Consider the following 16540-nt stretch of genomic DNA (forward strand, 5'->3'; position numbering starts at 1 on the left):
AGATAGCAAAATAATTAACGTAATTCCACAGCTTCTCTCTTCAACGGTTCCAAATCAATTTCAAAGCCCATATCCTCAAGCATTTGCCGATCACGATCACTCTCTTGACCCGCTGTCGTCAAGTAATCGCCGATGAAAATTGAATTCGCCGGATAGAGACCAAATGGTTGAAGTGATCGTAAATTCACTTCACGTCCACCGGAAATCCGAATCTCTTTTGTCGGGTTGATGAAACGGAATAGACACAACACTTTTAAGCAATAGCGCGGCGTCAATTCGTTCGTCCCTTCAAGCGGCGTCCCATCTACGGCATGCAAGAAGTTGACAGGGATCGAATCTGCGTCCATCGCATGCAAACTTCTCGCCATCGCGAGTACGTCTTCCTTTGTCTCTCGCATACCAACTATGACACCTGAACACGGTGAAATGCCCGCTTCTTTAGCCAACTCCACTGTATTCACGCGGTCGTCATACGTATGCGAAGTTGTAATGCTTTCATGATGCGCTGCGGATGTGTTGATGTTGTGGTTATACCGATCGACACCCGCTTCCTTGAGCCGTTTTGCCTGCTCCGGCTTTAGAATACCGAGACATGCACAAACGGTCATGTCTTGGTGCTTCGCTTTAATTTCCTTAACGGAATCAATGACAATCTCTAGTTCACGGTTTACCGGTCCCCGGCCGCTCGCCACGATGCAATATGTCCCCGCATTGACAGAAGCTGCACGTTCAGCACCAGCCACAATTTCTTCTTGCTTCATCATCGCATACTTTTCAATCGGTGCTTTTGATACGATCGACTGCGCACAATAGCCACAGTTTTCCGGACAGAGCCCTGATTTTGTATTGATAATCATATTTAACTTCACTTTGTTGCCATAATAGTGCTTTCGAATTTTATACGATGCGTGTAAAAGCGGCAATAAGTCTTCATCCGGACTGTTTAAAATGGCCAGCCCTTCCTCATCCGTCAACGTTCCCCCAGCTAACACCCGCTCTGCCCATTCCTCATAATTTGTCACGTCGTACGCCTCACTTTCAATACTTTATACATGCGGTGCCCAAAAATTCCTGCGAGCACAGACAATACAATATCTTTCGGTAGTGGTGGAATCATCCAAGCCCAAGCGACCTTGTATGTAAACACATCAGGAGCAGCCGCCCAAAGTTTATAAGCTGCATACATCCAATTTGTACCGATTAAATAATTGATTGTCATTCCAAAAAGACTAGCGAAAACGTAGCTTCGTAAACTTCCGTTCTTCTCAACAATTTTACCTACCACATACGCAACAAGGATATATGAAAGGATAAAACCAAAAGTTGGAAGTAAAATCGCACCAAATCCTCCATTGAATTTCGCAAACACAGGTGCTCCAGCTAATCCGACAAACATGTAAACTGTCATAGATATCGCACCTAAGCGGCTTCCCAGTATGAGTCCTGAGAGAACTGCAAAGAATGTTTGTAACGTAATTGGCACGCCCCCTACGACCAAGAACGGAACAAACGACGTAATATTTGCACCAATCATCATCAATGCGGCAAACATTCCGCAATAGACAAGGCTTAATGCACTCATTGTGCTTTTAGGTTTCACTGTAGTTGTTGTCATCGTACACCTCTTATTTGTTAAGTTATCTATTTCAGAATAAAAGTTAACACATTTTGTGTCAACCTATTTTTTATATCAGTTAACCTAAACAAAAAAATCGACGGTTGGTTAACCATCGACTTCACTTCGTTATTGACCATCTTCGCTTTTCGGGAATAAAAAATGTGCGATTACACCACTTAAGATTGCAGCTCCAATTGTAATCCACACACGTGATGTACCTGGTACTTCTTGAAAATTCTTATGTAGCATATACCAAGCGATCCCCGCCACTAATAATGCAATCGGGACTGTAAATTTAAAAATCCTCACTACCTTCACCTTCCACTCTTTGTTCTACAATCATTCTATCATGATTAGCCAATTTGTCGGATACAAGACTATACAATTTCACTTGTAATTCTTATTAAACATCGAGTTTCCTCTCTAAGCGGACGCGTTTCGCTTGCACACCTTCAATCAAGGAAACTGTGAAGGGGAAGCTTCACCTTAATTTCTTTAATTTCAGAAATTAATGCGGCAGTTTATTTCTTCACTTAGCTCATTCCAGGGTTTTCAGCTCGCGCTGTTCTTGCAGGAAATACCGTAACGAAGTATGACTTATACAAACAAAAGCTTAGCGTTGAGAGCTCACCTTTGTACATCGCCGTCTTCTACAATCCCTGCGAACGTTTTCTAAAGATAAGAGGCAAATAAGTTATCGGTACAAACTAGTTGGCTGGAGTGCAGGCGCCGACTCCTGCGGGGGAATAGCACGAATGGTGAGACCCCGCAGGGAGCGAAGCGGACGAGGAGGCTCACCCGTGCCCCGCGGAAAGCGTGCGCCGGAACGCAAGCCAACGGTTTCAAAGAAGTCTACTTGTAAAAGTGGTTAATCAACAGACCCGATAAACGAAACCCCTATTGACGGATTGACCAATTAGCGGTATGATGTGTTAAATTATTCGAACAACTGCATATCATTTTCTTATCTAGAGAAGCTGAGGGACTGGCCCGAAGAAGCTTCAGCAACCAGCCGTTAACGGTCAGGTGCTAATTCCAGCAGGTCTTTCGCGGCCTGGCAGATGAGAAGGTAGCGAGCCATCGCATTTTCAAAGCCTTCTTTTCGAGAAGGCTTTTTTCGTTTTCATACAGGTCTGACTTATTAGAAGAAGGGATGAATTCACAATGAACTTACTTGAGAATCTAAAGAACAATGTATTGGTAGCGGATGGTGCGATGGGAACTGTGCTTTATTCGCACGGAATTGATTTTTGCTATGAAGAATTAAACGTTGAGAAACCTGAAATTATAGAGAAAATCCACCTTGACTATATTGCAGCAGGCGCAGATATCATTCAAACAAATACATATAGCGCAAACGCCCTGAAACTTGCCCGCTACGGTATGGAAAACCGGGTGAAAGAATTTAACGAGGCAGCCATTCAAATTGCGAAACGTGCAGCTGCACAAGGCAACCAATACGTACTTGGGACGATCGGTGGTTTGCGTGGTATCCGAAAAAGTGATGCCTCACTTGCTGACGTATTAGCAATTGTCCGAGAACAGGCAGATACATTATTAGCAGGCGATCCTGATGGCTTGCTGCTCGAAACGTATTACGATTTTGAAGAACTCTCTACAGTTGTTAAAGAACTTCGTAGAATGACGGATCGACCGATTGTGGCACAAGTTTCCATGGATGAACCGGGTGTCTTACAGAACGGCTTGCTGTTGAATGATGCATTGCACCAACTAGAAGCAATCGGTGCCGATGTTGTCGGCGTCAACTGTCGTTTAGGACCTTACCATACAATCCAAGCATTCGAAAAAGTGACATTGCCTAAACGAGCGTTTCTTTCTGCTGCTCCAAACGCAAGCTTACTCGATGTGGAAGACGGCCGCATTGTCTACGTATCAGAAGCGGATTACTTCGGCCGCGCTGCTGCTCTCCTACGTGAAGAAGGTGTTCGCCTAATCGGCGGGTGCTGCGGAACGACACCTAAACATATTGCTGCAGCTAAAAAACATTTGAGTGGGCTTGCACCTATTACAAAAAAAGTCGTTACCCCTGAAAAACCGATCGTTATTCGGGAAGCGGACCCTGCTAAATACGAACCGTTACATGAAAAAGCAAAAACGACTCGAACTGTCATTGTTGAGCTTGATACGCCAAGACATTTGGAAACCGAACAATATTTCATCGGCGCCAACCAATTATACGATGCAGGTGTAGATGCCGTGACGATGGCCGATAATTCACTTGCCTCTCCACGCATTAGCAATATGGCGATGGGCTCAATTATGAAAATGCAGCATAACGTTCGCCCACTTGTCCATCTGACGTGCCGTGATCATAACTTGATCGGTTTGCAATCGCATTTGATGGGGCTTGATGCACTTGGTATCCACGATATTCTAGCTGTCACTGGCGATCCGACGAAAGTTGGCGACTTCCCAGGTGCAACAAGTGTGTATGACGTATCCAGCATGGAGTTGTTGCAACTGATTAAGCAATTGAATGAAGGAATTTCATTCACAGGTAAACCGTTACGGAAAAAAGCGAAATTCTCCGTCGCAGCAGCGTTTAACCCGAACGTCCGCGTATTGGACCGGGCCGTTCAACGATTGGAAAAGAAAATTGAGTGCGGAGCGGATTATTTCATTACCCAGCCGGTATATACGAAAGAGAAAATCGTGGACATTTATGAAGCGACAAAACATTTGGAAACCCCAATCTTCATTGGCATTATGCCTTTGACAAATATACGGAATGCAGAATTCCTGCACCACGAAGTGCCCGGGATTAAATTATCAGAAGACGTGCTCGAGCGGATGAGAGCATGCGGGGATGACCGTGAGAAAGCGACAAGAGAAGGCGTCGCGATTGCCAAAGAACTGATTGATACAGCAGCAGAGCTCTTTAATGGCATTTACATTATCACACCGTTTCTGCGCTACGATATGTCGCTGGAACTGATTCAACATATTAAGGAACTTGACGCAGAGAAAGAGAGGAATGTTGTCCATGCCTAAGCACCTGATCGAAGAACAACTTGAGAAAAGAATACTCCTTTTGGATGGCGCAATGGGCACGATGCTCCAAGCTGAGGATTTGTCTGCTGATGATTTTGGTGGCGAGGAATATGAAGGGTGTAATGAATACTTGAATTTATTGCGCCCCGACATCCTGGATAAGATCCACCGCGGGTATTTAGAAGCGGGGGCAGACGTCATTTGCACGAATACGTTTGGGGGGACCCCTCTCGTTCTAGATGAGTTCAGTCTCGGCCACCGTGCAGTAGAAATTAACAAGAAGGCTGTGGAAATCGCGAAAAAGTGTGCGGTCGATTACTCGACACCAGAGTGGCCGCGTTTCGTCGCCGGAGCGATTGGACCGACAACGAAGACGTTATCCGTCACCGGTGGAATCACTTTTGATAAGCTATCGGAGGATTTCTACGTACAGGCAAAAGCTCTGATTGAGGGTGGCGCAGATCTGTTATTGATGGAAACGAGTCAAGATATGCTGAACGTTAAAGCAGGGACGATTGGCATTAAACGGGCGTTTGATGAAACTGGTATCGAGTTGCCGATCATGATTTCAGGAACAATCGAGCCGATGGGTACGACGCTTGCGGGACAGAGCATTGAAGCATTTTACATTTCCATCGAGCATATTAAGCCGTTATCTGTCGGGTTGAACTGTGCAACTGGCCCTGAATTCATGACAGATCACCTACGTTCGTTATCGGAGCTGGCGACGAGTTTTGTGACGTGTTATCCGAATGCTGGTTTACCTGACGAAGAAGGTCATTACCATGAGTCACCAGAGTCTTTATCACAAAAGCTGAAAGGGTTTGCTGAAAAAGGTTGGTTGAACATGGTAGGTGGGTGTTGTGGTACGACGCCGGATCATATACGGGTATTGCGGGAAACGGTTGATGGATTAACGCCTCGACAAAAACCTGAAGAGATAAGAGATCATGCGGTTTCAGGAATCGAACCATTGCTCTATGACCCGTCTATGCGCCCGTTGTTGATCGGTGAACGGACGAATGTGATTGGTTCACGGAAGTTCAAGCGATTGATTGTCGAGGAAAAATTCGAGGAAGCATCTGAAATTGCCCGTGCTCAAGTACGTGGCGGTGCACATGTACTCGACATTTGCTTGGCGAATCCGGATCGCGATGAGCTGGAGGATATGAAGAAGTTCATGCAGGAAGTCGTGAAGAAGGTAAAAGTTCCGCTCGTTATTGACTCAACAGATGAAAATGTCATCGAAGAAGCGCTGAAGTTTTCACAAGGGAAAGCGATTATTAACTCCATCAACTTGGAAGACGGTGAAGAACGGTTTGATGCGGTCATGCCGCTCGTCAAGAAATTCGGTGCGGCTGTCGTCGTTGGGACGATCGATGAAATCGGGATGGCGGTCACTCGTGAACGGAAACTTGAAATTGCTGAGCGGTCGTATAATCTGTTAGTGAATAAATGGGGATTGGCACCTGAAGACATCATTTTCGATCCACTCGTCTTCCCTGTCGGAACGGGGGACGAACAATATATCGGCTCAGCGGTTGAGACGATTGAAGGCATCCGGTTAATAAAAGAAAAAATGCCACGAGCGTTAACGACGCTTGGGGTAAGTAACGTGTCGTTCGGGCTACCACCGGTTGGACGTGAGGTTTTGAACGCGGTGTATTTGTATCATTGCACGCAGGCAGGACTCGATTACGCGATTGTTAACACAGAGAAGTTGGAGCGTTATGCGTCCATTCCTGAAGCGGAAATCAAGCTAGCGAATGATCTTTTATTCACGACGACGGATGAGACGTTGGCAGATTTCACGGATTTCTACCGGGATAAGAAAAAGGAGAAGACGGAGGATGATATTCCGAAGACGGTTCCTGAACGTTTGGCGTATTACGTTGTAGAGGGGACGAAAGAAGGGCTCATTCCTGATTTAGAGGCAGCATTAGAGTTGTATGACACGCCGCTCGATGTGATTAATGGGCCGTTAATGGAAGGAATGGCTGAGGTCGGTCGGTTGTTTAATGATAACCAATTGATTGTTGCTGAGGTATTGCAAAGTGCCGAGGTGATGAAGGCTTCCGTTTCCTTCTTGGAGCAGTTCATGGAGAAGAAAGAGGACGATTCGGGGAAAGGGAAGATCGTGCTCGCGACGGTCAAAGGGGACGTGCATGATATCGGAAAGAACTTGGTCGATATCATTTTGAGTAATAATGGGTTCAAAGTGATCGATATCGGCATTAAGGTCACGCCTGCGACGTTAATTGACGTCATTCGGAAGGAGAAACCGGATATTATCGGGTTGTCGGGATTGCTTGTAAAATCTGCTCAGCAAATGGTCATTACGGCGCAAGATTTCAAGGCGGCGGGAATTGACACACCGGTGATGGTTGGTGGCGCTGCATTGACAAGAAGATTCACGGAGACGAAGATTGCGCCTGAATATGGCGGACCAGTCATTTATGCCAAAGATGCGATGCAAGGGTTGGATTTGGCGAATCGGTTACAAAGTGGCGAGAAAGAGGCGTTGTTGCTCGAGATTTCCGATAAGCAAGAGAAGCGTTTGGAGTCGGAAGCTGTCCGCGCTACACGAGATACGGCGGTGGCGGTATTGCCAAGGCCTGTGAAAACCGTCCGAGAAGATGTGCCTGTTTTTGTGCCGGCTGATTTGCGCCGTCGTGTGATGAAAGAGTACTCGGTGTCCCATTTGTATCCATATGTAAACATGCGTACGTTGATCGGCCATCATTTAGGGTTGCGCGGAAATGTGGATAAAATGTTGGCCAATCGTGAAGAGCGTGCCGTTCAGTTGCATGAAATGGTGACGGGCTTCCTGGAGTCCGGGAAATTGTCGGCTTCAGGTATGTATCAATTCTTCCCGGCGCAGGCAGATGGGGATGACGTCATCATCTATGATCCTGTTGACGGGAAAACAGAAATTGAGCGTTTTACATTCCCAAGACAGAGCAAAGATCCTTTCCTTTGTCTTGCAGATTTTTTGAAGCCGATTGATAGCGGGCAGATGGATTATGTGGCGTTTATGCAAGTGACTGCGGGTCATGGCGTTCGTGCGTATGCAAATGAATTAAAAGCGCAAGGTAAGTTTTTGGAGAGCCATGCATTCCAAGCAACAGCTCTTGAGCTTGCAGAAGGCTTTGCGGAGCGTGTCCATCAGGAAATCCGCGATCAGTGGGGCTTCCCGGATGCAACGGACTTCACGATGCGTGATCGTTTTGCAGCCAAGTATCAGGGGCAGCGTTTTTCATACGGCTATCCGGCTTGTCCAAATCTTGAAGATCAGGCAAAGTTGTTCGGTTTGTTGAAACCCGAAGACATTGGTGTCCATTTGACGGAAGAGTTCATGATGGAGCCTGAAGCGTCAGTTTCCGCAATGGTATTCGCTCACCCGGATGCACGGTATTTTAATGTAGATTGAAGTGTAGGCTGCCTTTCCTTTTTAGGAAGGCGGCTTTTTTCTATAGGCGGGTAGTTGCTTGGGAAGTAGGACAAGAACTTTGCACGAGGAAGACAAGATTATCGCACGAGGGATTGTCGCGATTAGCAAAAAAACTGTCTCCTGTCGAAGTTGTCGACGTGGAGACAGTTCTTTACATGTTAGTATCTTTTTCTGCAGCAGCCTCTGCCGCCGTAACCTGGTCCCATTCCTGGTCCGTAGCCTGGTCCCATTCCTGCTGGGCCTACTCCCATACCTGGTCCTGGTCCCATTCCTGCCGGGCCAACTCCAGTTGGTCCCATGCCAGGGTAAACTGGTGCGCCCATCACGTTTTGTGTAGTTTCTGTGTAGTAATGTCTAGGTGTTATAACAGGATGTTGGCGGTTAACGTTAACGATTGGATGGATGTAAGGTTGTTCTACTGGAAAGAACGAATCGTTGTAACGGCATTGTGTCGGGCATACGATTGGTTGCATTTGATTATTTCGAGACATTTGGTTTGCCGGCATCATTTGGTTCCCACCCCATTGTCCTTGTTGCATCATCTTCACTCACCCCCTCCCTCTATTACATGTCATAACGACAGGGATAGACGGGCGAGCGACTAGTGGGACGGGAAATTCGTTGACAATTTGTTTTGTTCTTACAGCCTATTTTCTTCTGAGCGACCTTTGATTGTATCGTATGCATGTAAGGCACGTTTTCTAGCGGTTGCGTGATCGACAATCGGATATGGATACGTTTCACCAAGTTGGATACCTGCTTCCTGTAGGATATCTTCAGGCGCTTCGAATGGCTTATGAATATATTTGGCTGGCAAGTTGGCGAGTTCGGGGACCCATTGTTTAATGTACGAACCGTTCGGATCAAACTTTTCACTTTGCAAGTACGGGTTGAAAATTCGAAAGTACGGTGCTGCATCGATGCCGCATCCTGTCACCCATTGCCAGCCAGTCGCATTGTTGGCGGTATCGAAGTCGACAAGTGCATGCTGGAACCAGGCATAGCCTTCTTGCCATGGAATGAGGAGATGTTTGACCAGAAAAGAGGCTGCAACCATTCGGACACGGTTATGCATCATACCGGTCTCTCTTAATTCGCGCATGCCCGCATCGACTAGCGGATAGCCTGTTTTCCCCTCTTTCCATAAGTTGTATTGTTCTGGTGTCCCAATCCACGGGAAATCATTGAATTGTTTTCGTAACGGTTGGTCGGTCATCGTCGGGAAGTGGATGAGCTGGTGATAGGCAAATTCCCGCCACATCAGTTGTTTAAGAAAGGCTTCGATTGATTGGTGTGCGGTTACATCTCTCGTTTCCTCATTAATGCGCTTCGCTGCATGCCAGATTGTACGGGCACTGCTATTTCCAGCGGCTAAATAAGGTGACAGTCTTGATGAGGTTCCTTTTGCAATCAAATCCCGTTCCTTTTTGTAATGAAGCATTCCATCATCCGCAAAGAACGCCCATTGCTCGGTCCCTGCACGCTCACCTGGTTGCCAGTACTTTTGGAGGGTACCAAGATCGGTAGGCAAACCTAATGCATCAATTGCTACAGATGAAATGTCGTTTTCTACACCTTGCAATTCTGGTATCGGTAACGGTCGATCAACAACTTCTTGCAAACCTCTCTTCCAAAAAGAGGTGAACACTTTGTATGGCTCGCCTTGTTTGTTGAGCAGTTCTGGAGAGAATAGTAGATTGCCATGAAATGTTCGTACATCCATACCAATTGAAGAAAGTTGTCCAACAATCCGCATTTGCCGGTCACGCTCAGTAGGTTCGTACCGTTCATTGAAATAAATAGATTCAGCCCCTACTTGCTCCATCACGTCAACAATTGCATCAAATTCAGGGCCTTGTTTAATGATAAGTTGTACACCATTTTGTGAAAGATCCGTTTCCAGCTGTTTCAGTGAATGATAGAGCCACCATGCAGAGGCCTCACTCGCTGCATACGCAAGTCGATCTTCTTCCGACCATATAAAAACCGGAATGACGATGCCTTCATTTGCAGCCTCCCATAACGCTGGATTATCGTGTAGGCGAAGGTCCTTTCTAAACCAGACAATCGTTCGTTTCATCGTACTCATCCTCCTTGAAGTACATCCAAGTTGCCTTTACGTATCAAGCGACATCAAACCTCAGTTCTTATATATATGTAAGAACGATTTAAGTGTAGTGTTTCCTAAAGGTTATAATTGTAAAGCTGTTTGATGGAGATTATCAGCAGTCGCCGCCACCTTTTTCGTATCATTGCCAATCTCTTGTATAACTTTGACAAGCCCCTCTACATCCATCTCAATCGTATGAATATGTCGGTCATTGTCTTCAATTGACTGCAAGATTTTTGTAAATTTCATTTGCGTTTCTTTGGAATCCTTCATGCCGAGCGTCACACTTTCTCGAACTTCTTCAATTGTATTGACGGCCTTATCAGTCAAAGACGTAGAAGTCGTAACAAGTTCTGTAATTTGTTCAACAGATCGTTTTGATTGCTCAGCTAATTTCCGAACTTCCTGTGCGACCACCGCAAATCCTTTCCCTGCATCTCCTGCCCTCGCTGCTTCAATTGAGGCATTTAACGCTAACAGGTTGGTTTGTTCAGCTATACTCTTCACCATTACGATGATTTCAATTACCTCAGTAGATGAAATCTTTAAGTTTTTTATTAACGTCTCCATCTTTTCTGTGTTTTCATTAATAAAAGCGATTTGTTTCTCCAATCGCTGTACTTTTTCATTGCCAAGGACGGCGAATGATTGAATGTCCTGCACACCTTCTACATTTGCATGGATACTCGCTCTTATTTTTGTTGCATTGTCATCGACATGACCAACCGACGTACTCGTTTCTTCTGTCAATATCGCTAAATCTTCACTAATGGATGAAATTTTCTCTTTAAGCTCTTGTTTTACAATTGCATATTGTTGTTGCTTCTCGCGCTCGTTTTGCTTCTCATATTCTTCTAAAACTATTTGCATTTCTAGATTAATTAACTTTGTAATATCCACAATGGCCTGTTTCCGTTCCTGCCAAGATGGTAATGTTTCTGTAATAAGTTCGATGAATACTTCTTGGATTTGTTGAAAAACGCCCATATACCATTTAGGTTCTACACCCATCTGAAAGTGAATACGAGCAATTTTAACTTTTTTATCAATAGAGGTTTGATCAATCGAACGCTGAAACATTTCAACAATGTATTCAGCTAGCACACGTTTTAAATACGCTAGATTCGTCCGCTCTTCAATGATTTTCCGCAACGTAGGAACGGTTAGGACATTTTCGTAAAAAACGGCTACAATTTCATCGATTTTTTCCCGAACAATCGGTTGATAGGTATGTAAACGCGTTAAATCTTGCACGGTCAAATTAATTAGCTCAAGTTGCTTTTCTAATTCAGGATAAGTACGTAAGTCGATTGTTGCTTCTACAGTTGGTTTCCCCAGTTTCTGTTCCGCTTCACCGACACGATTCTTCCATTTAAAATACATTATTTATCCTCCTATACATCCCCAATACCTTTATTATGAATAGAAAGAAGACTTTTTGTCAAATGATTGTACAATCTTTAAATATAAACATTGTACAACTTTTGATTATTTATTCTTAAATAGTTTTGACAATAAAACACCTACAATCCAACCATATCCAATGTGTCCGATAATCCAAAACACTAATGCCCACAAGTTCGTAAAAGCTGGTGTTCGTTCTGATAACAGAGTCGTTGGATAGTAGAGGATTGCGATGAGCACATTCACAACTACGCAGAACCGGATGATTCTTCTTGACTGGGTGATTTTTTTAAAACGGATAAATAAGAACAGGAATAGACAGACCGCTATCGAGATGATGATGTGAAAACCAACTTCTACAATTTCGGGAAACTGAACTGTGTTCAGAACGGGAATGTAGTCGATGTTTAGTAATAGCGTATACACCTTATGACTCGTTCTTTCTTCAACTACTTTAAAGAATAAAGCTAACAGTAAGCCGGCTACTATTCCTATAATGCTAACCTTGTACAATGAACGCCTACTCATTGTTATCCCCCGTTTCTAATGTGTTAATGCCCACAATTATAAGCAAGATCCGTATTGTTCGCTAGTTTTTGTATAATGTTACTCGGTAAAGATTGTACAATATTGTAGAATTCGATATACTTTACAAACAGAACGTTGTGCAGGAGGAGGAATCGGTTTGTCTACATCCAATGGACGTTATTATATACAGCAGGTGTCGGATATGACCGGTTTATCTAAACAAGTCATCCGAAAATGGGAAGAACGCTATGCCCTCGTCCACCCTGAAAGATTGGAAAATGGCTATCGCATATACAGCGAAAAAGATATTAACTTGTTACTGCAAGTCAAAACGCTTTCAGAACAAGGTTTACCTATACGACAAGCGATTCAAATGGTTGATAAAGAAAATGTAGAGACGTTTTCTCCTCTTCCAAAAGAGCCGTTTATCCAACAAGAGAAATTAAACGATTTTGTCCTGCAGTTACTTGAGAAGGGCAGTCGCTGTGATGAGATGGAGCTCATGATTACCCTTCAGCAAGCTTATCATCAAGTGGGATTGTCAACGTTCTTGAAGGAGATCGTCATTCCATTTTTGAATGAAGTAGGCTATCGATGGGAAAAGGAAGAATGGGATGAATACCAAGAATCCGTGTCTAGCTTAGTTGTGCGAGATTTTCTTGTGCAAATCCGAAGAAATTATCAGTACAGAATGGACGCACCGCTTGTTCTCGCTGCATGTCTTCCTTATGAGCTCCATGAAGTACCGTTACACATCGTGTTACTACAATTCATGTTGAAAGGCTGGCGGACATTTTTAATTGGCGCCTTCCCTGCTCCTGGATCAATTGAAGCATTAATTGTTAAACAGAAACCAAAAGTTGTTGTGTTGTCCGCTTCTACGATGATTCCGTTTGAAAAAGAGCCTCACCTTTTACCAGAGTTAGATGCTTTTGCGCAAAGACACCCTCATATTGACTTTTATCTCGGAGGAAAAGGTACTCTCGCCTACCTTTCAAAAAGCACTTTCGTTTTGAAGGCTATACATGTAACGGATGATATTTGGGAAATACTCGATAATTCACCGATCGTATCCCCAGAATGAATAGTCGAAAGAGAACAAGGGAAACGCAAGAAAATGAAGCTAGGACAAAACTTTAAATAGACCGTTTCTCTGCGCTCCAAATGGCACGCTTTCCGCGGGGCGCGCTTGAGCCAATCGAACAACGAAGAGTTCGATTTGCCGTATTTCTGCGTACTTTGCGGAAATTAAGGCATCCTTGCTCCCAACGCTACGCTTTTGCTCGCAAAAGTCGTTCTACGTGACGGCTTTCCCTGCGGGGTCTCAACATTCGCGCTAAATCCCGCAGGAGTCGGCCATTTTCCGCTCCGATCCACTCATGAATATAAAAAGAAACATAGTAAAAGTAGAAAAAAAATGCATGGCGGCGAATTTGCCTTCATGCATTTTTTATTTATTTTGTCCCAGCCTCATTTCTTACACTTCATTCATTGATACGTCTGTGGCAACTCTTTTTCATCGAAGCCTGACCATTCCTTCCGTCGCTTCGTTAGTTCCTCTTTTGCATAATGGACAGGTGCGCCTTCATCAAGCATATCCAGTGACGCCATAAAGTCCGGATCCTTTCTTCTTCGCATTTCATCTGCATCAATAAATTGACGGTCCATCCCACTCATCCTCCTTCTCGTAATCACTTCGACAAATGTGACAAGAAACACGTAACAACAGTTTTGAGTCGCCAGCCACCCTTCCTTTCCAACTTTGTGCTATCGTATCCATAAACAGAGTGTGCGTGTTAGAAGTTTCATTTGAATCGAAACGGTTATACTTTTAATACTATGAAGTAGAAGGGAGACGTAAGCATGAAACGGGTTGTGTTATTTGATGGGGAATGTAATTTTTGCAATTCCAGCGTGCAGTTTATTATTAAACGGGATCCTGCTGAACATTTTCTTTTCTCTTCTTTGCAAAGCGAGACGGGTGAGAAATACGTCAAACAGTATAAAATACCGGCTGATGTCGATAGCGTGGTGTTGATTGAGAACGGAAAAGCCTATACAAAATCTTCTGCCGCCCTTCATATCGCAAAGAAACTGGATGGACTTTGGCATCTCTTCTTTTTATTCATACTCGTCCCGAAGAAAATCCGTGACGGCGCCTATGACTATTTCTCTCGCAACCGTCACCGGTGGTTCGGGCGCAACGAGGAGTCTTGCATGTTGCCGCCACCAGAAGTGAGAAAAAGGTTTATTTAACCATGTAAATTCGATTCTGTTTGTAGATGAACGGCATTCAGGCAATGAAGAGAGATAAAGTACGCATAAAAGCCCCTAGACAATCAGTGTGATTGCCTAGGGGCTTTTCAGTAGTTAGTTAGTGGCAGTCTGCTGCTGGATCTGCTCATTTTCAGCTGCCGTAAACGCTCTCGAACGTGTAAGAAATCGCTTCCCTTCCACGCCTTCAAGCGAAAACATGCCTCCTCTACCGTCCACAACGTCAATGATGAGTTGTGTATGCTTCCAGTATTCGTACTGGTTTTTATGCATGTAAAAAGGGACGTCACCGATATGCCCAAGCAAGACGTCCTGATCGCCAATGATCAGGTCGCCTGCAGGATAGCACATTGGAGAAGAGCCGTCGCAACACCCTCCAGATTGGTGGAACATTAGTGGGCCATGCTTTTCTTTTAAAAGTGTAATTAGCGCTAAAGCAGCGTCCGTAGCTAGAACGCGTTCAGGCATTGGCATCTCTCCTTTTAGTAGTTGGAGTGGTTAGGAACATGCTCCAATGATGCAGGATTTATTAGAAAAAGCCTAACTTGTCTTCGCTATAGCTGACGAGCATATTTTTCGTCTGTTGGTAATGCGAAAGCATTTGCAAGTGGTTTTCGCGTCCAATGCCGGATGCCTTGTAGCCACCGAATGCCGCGTGCGCAGGGTAGGCATGATAGCAATTCGTCCATACACGACCCGCTTCAATGCCGCGACCAAAGCGATACGCCGTATTCATATCGCGCGTCCATACACCTGATCCGAGACCGTATAATGTATCATTGGCAATTTCAAGTGCTTCTTCTTTCGTTTTAAATGTTGTAACGGAAACGACCGGTCCGAAAATCTCTTCTTGGAAAATGCGCATTTTATTGTGCCCTTTAAAGACTGTCGGTTGGATGTAGTACCCTTCAGCCAAATCGCCTTCCAATTTGTTTTGCGCTCCGCCCGCCAAACATTCAGCACCTTCCTGTTTCCCAATATCGAGATAGGACAGGATTTTCTCCATTTGCTCAGTAGATGCTTGTGCCCCCATCATGACTGTCGGATCAAGCGGATTGCCGATTTTAATTGCTTTTACCCGCTCTAATGCACGCTCCATAAACTTATCATAAATGGACTCCTGAATTAATGCGCGGGAAGGACACGTACACACTTCACCTTGGTTAAGGGCAAACATGACAAACCCTTCTATCGCTTTATCCAAAAACGCATCATCTTCCGCCATGACATCTTCAAAGAAAATATTTGGCGACTTCCCACCAAGCTCTAAAGTAGCCGGGATTAAATTTTGTGATGCGTATTGCATAATGAGGCGCCCTGTCGTCGTCTCACCTGTAAAAGCAATTTTTCCAATTCGAGGGTTAGAAGCAAGCGGTTTTCCGGCTTCCAGACCGAAACCGTTCACGACATTTAACACCCCTGCAGGCAATAAATCCTCTATCAACTCTACTAACACCATAATCGATGCTGGTGTCTGTTCAGCCGGTTTCAGGACAACACAATTCCCTGCTGCAAGTGCTGGTGCGAGCTTCCAAACTGCCATTAGTAATGGGAAGTTCCACGGAATAATCTGACCTACTACTCCGATTGGTTCATGGAAATGATAGGCCACTGTATGATTATCAATTTGGCTAACGCCGCCTTCTTGCGCTCGGATGGCCGACGCAAAATAACGGAAATGGTCGATCGCCAACGGCAAATCAGCATTTAACGTCTCACGAACCGCTTTACCGTTTTCCCACGTCTCGGCAACCGCAAGCATTTCAAGATTGTTTTCCATTCGGTCCGCAATCTTTAGTAAAATATTTGCCCGTTCCGTCACCGAAGTTTTGCCCCAAGCATCCTTCGCTGCATGCGCCGCATCAAGAGCAAGCTCGATATCTTCAGCCGTTGACCTCGCAACTTGCGTAAACACCTTGCCCGTAACCGGTGTAGGATTATCAAAATACTGCCCATTCACAGGGGCTGTCCACTTGCCACCGATAAAATTATCGTAGCGCTCCTTAAAATTTACTTTTGCCCCTTCAGTATTCGGAAATGCATACACGTGATTCTCTACAGCTTGTACCATGTTCGATTCCTCCCTATTCTTTATAGATTGCTATTGAAAGTGCAAAAATGCACACAAAGCCAACGTATGCAG

The 16540-nt window shown here is 44.7% G+C and carries 14 protein-coding genes and 1 riboswitch; of the genes, 4 read left to right on the top strand and 10 right to left on the bottom strand.

From position 1 onward, the window contains the following. Nucleotides 1-14: 14 nt before the first annotated feature. The 3 genes from bioB to QT711_RS09530 all read right to left on the bottom strand — a co-directional run bounded on the left by bioB (nt 15) and on the right by QT711_RS09530 (nt 1927). Nucleotides 15-1022 (bottom strand): biotin synthase BioB, encoded by a 1008-nt coding sequence (bioB, locus tag QT711_RS09520; RefSeq protein WP_317943743.1) that lies wholly within the window; start codon nt 1020-1022, stop codon nt 15-17. Then, on the bottom strand, nt 1019-1615 hold the full coding sequence (locus tag QT711_RS09525; protein WP_317943745.1) for a biotin transporter BioY: 597 nt from the start codon (nt 1613-1615) through the stop codon (nt 1019-1021). The genes bioB and QT711_RS09525 overlap by 4 nt, the downstream gene beginning before the upstream one ends. 129 nt (nt 1616-1744) lie before the next feature. Then, complete coding sequence (locus QT711_RS09530; protein ID WP_317943746.1) at nt 1745-1927, bottom strand: histidine kinase; 183 nt, start codon at nt 1925-1927, stop codon at nt 1745-1747. A gap of 652 nt (nt 1928-2579) precedes the next feature. Next, a riboswitch (SAM riboswitch) is annotated at nt 2580-2686 on the top strand. Nucleotides 2687-2782: 96 nt separating this feature from the next. Here QT711_RS09530 and QT711_RS09535 point away from each other — a divergent pair. Together QT711_RS09535 and metH are read left to right on the top strand one after the other, a co-directional pair. After that, nucleotides 2783-4630 carry a bifunctional homocysteine S-methyltransferase/methylenetetrahydrofolate reductase gene (locus QT711_RS09535; RefSeq protein WP_317943748.1) on the top strand — a complete coding sequence of 616 codons (1848 nt, stop codon included), beginning with the start codon at nt 2783-2785 and terminating at the stop codon, nt 4628-4630. Further along, on the top strand, nt 4623-8060 hold the full coding sequence (gene metH / locus QT711_RS09540) for a methionine synthase (protein WP_317943750.1): 3438 nt from the start codon (nt 4623-4625) through the stop codon (nt 8058-8060). The genes QT711_RS09535 and metH overlap by 8 nt, the downstream gene beginning before the upstream one ends. A 179-nt stretch (nt 8061-8239) precedes the next feature. Here metH and QT711_RS09545 read toward each other — a convergent pair whose 3' ends face one another. The 4 genes from QT711_RS09545 to QT711_RS09560 all read right to left on the bottom strand — a co-directional run bounded on the left by QT711_RS09545 (nt 8240) and on the right by QT711_RS09560 (nt 12123). Then, nucleotides 8240-8623 carry a hypothetical protein gene (locus tag QT711_RS09545; RefSeq protein ID WP_317943751.1) on the bottom strand — a complete coding sequence of 128 codons (384 nt, stop codon included), beginning with the start codon at nt 8621-8623 and terminating at the stop codon, nt 8240-8242. Between the two features lie 98 nt (nt 8624-8721). Next, on the bottom strand, nt 8722-10161 hold the full coding sequence (locus QT711_RS09550) for a cryptochrome/photolyase family protein (protein ID WP_317943752.1): 1440 nt from the start codon (nt 10159-10161) through the stop codon (nt 8722-8724). Between the two features lie 111 nt (nt 10162-10272). Continuing rightward, nucleotides 10273-11574: a globin-coupled sensor protein gene (locus tag QT711_RS09555; RefSeq protein WP_317943753.1), complete on the bottom strand. Its 1302-nt coding sequence runs from the start codon at nt 11572-11574 to the stop codon at nt 10273-10275. 105 nt (nt 11575-11679) lie between these two features. Then, a complete protein-coding gene (locus QT711_RS09560) occupies nt 11680-12123 on the bottom strand; it encodes a hypothetical protein (RefSeq protein ID WP_317943754.1) in 444 nt (147 codons plus the stop codon). Nucleotides 12124-12280: 157 nt separating this feature from the next. Between QT711_RS09560 and QT711_RS09565 the strand changes: the two genes are divergently transcribed. Continuing rightward, nucleotides 12281-13207, top strand: a complete 927-nt coding sequence (locus QT711_RS09565; RefSeq protein WP_317943756.1) for a MerR family transcriptional regulator — start codon at nt 12281-12283, stop codon at nt 13205-13207. A 404-nt stretch (nt 13208-13611) separates the two neighbouring features. Here the strand turns inward: QT711_RS09565 and QT711_RS09570 are convergent, their stop codons facing one another. Next, nucleotides 13612-13791, bottom strand: a complete 180-nt coding sequence (locus QT711_RS09570) for a hypothetical protein (protein WP_317943757.1) — start codon at nt 13789-13791, stop codon at nt 13612-13614. 195 nt (nt 13792-13986) lie between these two features. Between QT711_RS09570 and QT711_RS09575 the strand changes: the two genes are divergently transcribed. Further along, complete coding sequence (locus QT711_RS09575) at nt 13987-14379, top strand: thiol-disulfide oxidoreductase DCC family protein (protein WP_317943759.1); 393 nt, start codon at nt 13987-13989, stop codon at nt 14377-14379. Nucleotides 14380-14493: 114 nt separating this feature from the next. Here the strand turns inward: QT711_RS09575 and QT711_RS09580 are convergent, their stop codons facing one another. Continuing rightward, nucleotides 14494-14865 (bottom strand): DUF779 domain-containing protein, encoded by a 372-nt coding sequence (locus QT711_RS09580; RefSeq protein WP_317943760.1) that lies wholly within the window; start codon nt 14863-14865, stop codon nt 14494-14496. A gap of 61 nt (nt 14866-14926) precedes the next feature. Beyond that, nucleotides 14927-16468 (bottom strand): aldehyde dehydrogenase, encoded by a 1542-nt coding sequence (gene adh / locus QT711_RS09585; protein ID WP_317943761.1) that lies wholly within the window; start codon nt 16466-16468, stop codon nt 14927-14929. Nucleotides 16469-16540 lie beyond the last annotated feature (72 nt).

It is taken from the genome of Sporosarcina saromensis (assembly GCF_033253735.1).
Lineage (GTDB): Bacteria > Bacillota > Bacilli > Bacillales_A > Planococcaceae > Sporosarcina > Sporosarcina saromensis.

Excerpts from the sequence above, each read along its gene's own strand:
- QT711_RS09550 (WP_317943752.1), bottom strand. The coding sequence starts at position 10,161 with ATGAAACGAACGATTGTCTGGTTTAGAAAGGACCTTCGCCTACACGAT.
- QT711_RS09575 (WP_317943759.1), top strand. The coding sequence starts at position 13,987 with ATGAAACGGGTTGTGTTATTTGATGGGGAATGTAATTTTTGCAATTCC.
- QT711_RS09525 (WP_317943745.1), bottom strand. The coding sequence starts at position 1,615 with ATGACAACAACTACAGTGAAACCTAAAAGCACAATGAGTGCATTAAGC.
- QT711_RS09570 (WP_317943757.1), bottom strand. The coding sequence starts at position 13,791 with ATGGACCGTCAATTTATTGATGCAGATGAAATGCGAAGAAGAAAGGAT.
- metH (WP_317943750.1), top strand. The coding sequence starts at position 4,623 with ATGCCTAAGCACCTGATCGAAGAACAACTTGAGAAAAGAATACTCCTT.
- QT711_RS09555 (WP_317943753.1), bottom strand. The coding sequence starts at position 11,574 with ATGTATTTTAAATGGAAGAATCGTGTCGGTGAAGCGGAACAGAAACTG.
- QT711_RS09560 (WP_317943754.1), bottom strand. The coding sequence starts at position 12,123 with ATGAGTAGGCGTTCATTGTACAAGGTTAGCATTATAGGAATAGTAGCC.
- adh (WP_317943761.1), bottom strand. The coding sequence starts at position 16,468 with ATGGTACAAGCTGTAGAGAATCACGTGTATGCATTTCCGAATACTGAA.
- QT711_RS09535 (WP_317943748.1), top strand. The coding sequence starts at position 2,783 with ATGAACTTACTTGAGAATCTAAAGAACAATGTATTGGTAGCGGATGGT.
- QT711_RS09545 (WP_317943751.1), bottom strand. The coding sequence starts at position 8,623 with ATGATGCAACAAGGACAATGGGGTGGGAACCAAATGATGCCGGCAAAC.
- QT711_RS09580 (WP_317943760.1), bottom strand. The coding sequence starts at position 14,865 with ATGCCTGAACGCGTTCTAGCTACGGACGCTGCTTTAGCGCTAATTACA.